The organism is Actinomycetota bacterium (assembly GCA_035536535.1).
Taxonomy (GTDB): domain Bacteria; phylum Actinomycetota; class JAICYB01; order JAICYB01; family JAICYB01; genus DATLNZ01.
Window position 1 is genome coordinate 1 of record DATLNZ010000166.1, and the last position, 3,452, is coordinate 3,452.

At 65.5% G+C, this 3,452-nt stretch carries 5 protein-coding genes; 4 read left to right on the forward strand and 1 reads right to left on the reverse strand.

Annotation, left to right across the window (positions count from 1 at the left end; genetic code table 11):
* The 3 genes from VNE62_11200 to VNE62_11210 form a co-directional block, all read left to right on the forward strand.
* Nucleotides 1-183, forward strand: a 183-nt coding sequence (locus VNE62_11200) for a hypothetical protein (GenBank protein HVE92844.1), incomplete at its 5' end; no start/stop codon positions are given.
* 353 nt (nucleotides 184-536) lie between these two features.
* A complete protein-coding gene (locus VNE62_11205; GenBank protein ID HVE92845.1) occupies nucleotides 537-1,037 on the forward strand; it encodes a hypothetical protein in 501 nt (166 codons plus the stop codon).
* A gap of 241 nt (nucleotides 1,038-1,278) precedes the next feature.
* Nucleotides 1,279-2,088, forward strand: coding sequence for a hypothetical protein (locus VNE62_11210; protein ID HVE92846.1), 810 nt, complete (start codon nucleotides 1,279-1,281; stop codon nucleotides 2,086-2,088).
* Between the two features lie 106 nt (nucleotides 2,089-2,194).
* On the opposite strand, the gene VNE62_11215 is transcribed toward VNE62_11210, so the two are convergent.
* Entirely contained in the window at nucleotides 2,195-3,121 is a 927-nt protein-coding gene (locus VNE62_11215) for a GNAT family N-acetyltransferase (GenBank protein ID HVE92847.1), read from the reverse strand.
* A 127-nt stretch (nucleotides 3,122-3,248) separates the two neighbouring features.
* Between VNE62_11215 and VNE62_11220 the strand changes: the two genes are divergently transcribed.
* Nucleotides 3,249-3,452 (forward strand): hypothetical protein (locus VNE62_11220; protein HVE92848.1); only part of this gene is annotated, 204 nt, incomplete at its 3' end.

Genomic DNA, 3,452 nt, shown 5'->3' on the forward strand with positions numbered 1-3,452 from the left:
ATCGAGTCGCTCCCGGCGATCCAGGCCACTGAACGGGCCATCGTGGACGTACACATCTCAGTTGCCAAACTCTTTATCCCGGTGGCGCAGGAGATGTACCGGCAGCTTGGGCTCGAATGGCCTCAGGAGCTTGAGAGAGCCGTCCGAGAGCATCTTCAGCGCCGGGTCGGTGCTCGCATCTGACACGTAGGGCGGGAACTTGCTTATCCCATAAAGCCGGCGGCTGAATGACGAGGGACCATCCCACAACGCCGGGTCCGGTTCCACGCCCTTGTCGGGAACGGGTGTCGAGCCAGGTGCGAACAGCTGCTTCCACTGCTCCAGGAGTTCCTGTCTCACCCCCTCTGTACGGTTTGGAGATGCCATCGCCGAAAGCCTGGACTGGAGTAGACCGGGTCGCTGGGGGCTACGTCATCGACGGCAGGCCGGTCCCAAGGGTGACTGCGATCGCTTCGTTGGCTCGGCTTCGGGCTCCCTGGGAAGCGGAACCAGCCACCGCTGAGGAACTCGCCCAAATCTATGCCACGCGCGGACCGATGGGCCTTCACATCCACGCGGTCACCGCCGCCTACCCAGGGTCGGTCTCTTGCCCGCCAGAGGTCTGCGCCGGTGAGTGCGTCGTCTACCGAGCACAGTTCGGACTGTTCGTCGACACCTACCGGCCCGTGTTCTTTCAGCGTGAGATGCCGGTGTTTTCTCGATCGCACGCGTACGCGGGAACTCCCGACTGGATCGCTGCCGTTGGCGGCCGTGTGCTGATCGGTGACACCAAGTCTGGGGCGCCGTACCCCCAGGTGGCATTACAGCTCGCTGGCTATCGGCACGCCGAATTCACCATCGACGCCAGTGGTAGAGAGAGCCCTCTTCCTCGGTGCAGCGGAGGCGTCGTTCTCAGCCTCTTTCCTGACAGGTTCGAGTTGCGTGACGTCCGCTGCGATGACACGGTGTTCCAGGCGTTCCTCAGCCTCCGAAGCTTTCACGAACACAAGGCCAGGCTCGAAGACGCGGCGATCGGCGCCATCCACCCCGTTCCGTAGCTGGCCACGAGCGGTGCGGGTTTTGGACGAGCCGCGGGTTGTGTAATCCGGCGAAAGCGGACACCCGTTCCGGTTGATTGCGGACAGGTGGGGGACGGCGGGCGGCGAGAGATGCCCCCCATCTACGAGCCGCGCTGGTACGCCAGGGTCGCCCTGATCGCCGGGATCGCAGCACGCCCAACTGCTTCGCAACGGCGACCGTCGGACCCGGTCGCTCCCGATGGTGCCAAGCTGTAGCTCGATGAAAGCGTTGCGGACCGAGGAGGAGTGGGCCCGGCAAGTGATGAGTTACGCCCTCGGCGTGCCAGTCCTCCAGCACGATGATGGGTCCGTCGGGGGGATGTACGACCTCGATGTCGTCTACGACGGTGAGACCGCCGCTGCGGAAGTCATCTCAGCAGCCGACGGTGAATCGATCGCCCTCTGGAACCTCATGAACGGGCGCGACGAAACGTGGGTGGTCGACGAGCTCCAAGGCGGGTGGATGGTCTCGCTCGAATCGACGGCTCGGGCGAAGCGACTCAGAACTGAGCTTCCTCGCCTCCTCCAAGAACTGGAGATGTCCGGTCTTACAGGGTTCCGCCGGGGGCGGACCTCCGCGAAGGACCAATTTTCCGAGGTCGCTCACGCTCTAGGTGTCGCAAGCGCGATGCAGAACGGAACGGACGTCCCTGGGAGCATCTACATCACGATCCAGCTACCAAGGGAGCGAGCTGGCGGGTTCCTCGCAGACACCGGCGACGCCTTGCCGGCTTGGGTGGCGGAGTTCTTGCGTGCACCGAAGCGGCGTGACGTCCTCGATAAGTTGGCCCGCTCGGGACGGTCGGAGCGGCACGCTTTCGTCTTTCTTCCCGGCTTCGCGGAAGCCCCATTCGGCGTCACAGACCTCCTGATGCGGAATAGCGCACCGCTGCCGCTCGCAAATCCGCAGCTTCCCGACGAGGTGACGCACGTGTGGCTAGTCAGCGGATGGAGCAGCGGGCGAGGCTTCCGGTGGTCTCCCACTGACGGCTGGAGTTTCTTCGACAAGTTGCAAGTGACGGCCGCCTAGCACCTGGTGGGCCAGGTCGCCTGGGCTCGATCCGGCGGCGCTTCAGGCAGGCTTCGAGGTCCTCTCTGCGGAACACACAGGGAACCTGACGGCAACCTCGGAGCGATCACCCGGAGGGAACTCGCTCCCACCGTCCGCGGGTCCGGCCGATCTCGCGCCAGCCGAACTGCTCATAGAACTCGGGCGGGTCGTCATGGGGCGAGCCAAGAGGCACCAGGACGCGGTCGGCGCCACCGAGTTGCTGCCACTCGATGGCATGGCGTACAAGCCAGGTGCCGATTCCGCGGCGACGATAGGCAGGCTCCACGAAGCGCTCACGTAGAGCACACCAGCGAGTCACGCGTGACACCGTGCCGCCCCCCGTCAGGTCGCCCTGGGCATTGACGTAGCCGACGACGGCGCCGTCGAGTAGTCCGGTGAAGCGTGTAGCCAGGTTGTCGACCTCGCGGCGGACCGTCAGGCCGGCGACGGGAGGTGGACCGGGAGGAGCGAGACCGTCGAGGGTCCCGGCGAACCTGATCCCGTCGTGACCGGCCCGGTCGCTGAAGCCCGCACCCACGACGACGGCCCGCACGTGCGGCCACGCGTCCGGGATTCCGAAAGTGGCAGGACTGGGGAGGTCGCCGCTGGCCCATTGCCGTTTGACGCCCCACTTCTCGAGCTGCCCAACGCATGCCTTCGCCAGCGCGTGCGCGGCTTCCATGCGATGAGGCCACCCGATGAGCCACTTGATCTCACCAGCGTCGTAGAAGTCGGGCATCACCCGAGAGTCCGTGCCATAGCGGCGTAGATGGGCCGCGGCTACGAGACGGTCCCGGACCACAGCGACGAAGGTCACTCTGTCGACGACCCAGGGGTCGACGACGTACTCGGCAGGCTCACGTTCGAGCTGGGCGAGCAGTGCGGAGACGGGAAGCGACCAACCCGGGACGACTGCAGCGATGTGGGCGTTGACAAGCTCCACGAGTTGGTCGCGGTCGGCGCGTGTGAACAGGCGAATCTCGGTGGCGAGCTGCCCAGGGACCGTGCACATGGGGTGACCTCCTGAAGGAAAGAAAGGAGGCCGCTACCAGTGCGGCACGTTTCCAGTGTAATGCCCGGAAGGGGGTCTTGCCTAGACCTTTCGGGACTCGCTCGACCGCATCGCCTCCGGGCTCCCCATGCTCGGCCGAATTCATCACCTGCTCTCCACGGTCGACAGCGGTCACGCTTCCAGCAGCCCGCCATACGCCAACTACGTCGACTGCGTCGGAGTGGTGGAGTCGACGCGGGCGGGCACCGACCGGATTCGGTCGTGGGCACCGACCAGGGATGAACGCGACTTGGCCGATGCAGCGGATCGCCTCGCCGATGCCGTCGCCCAG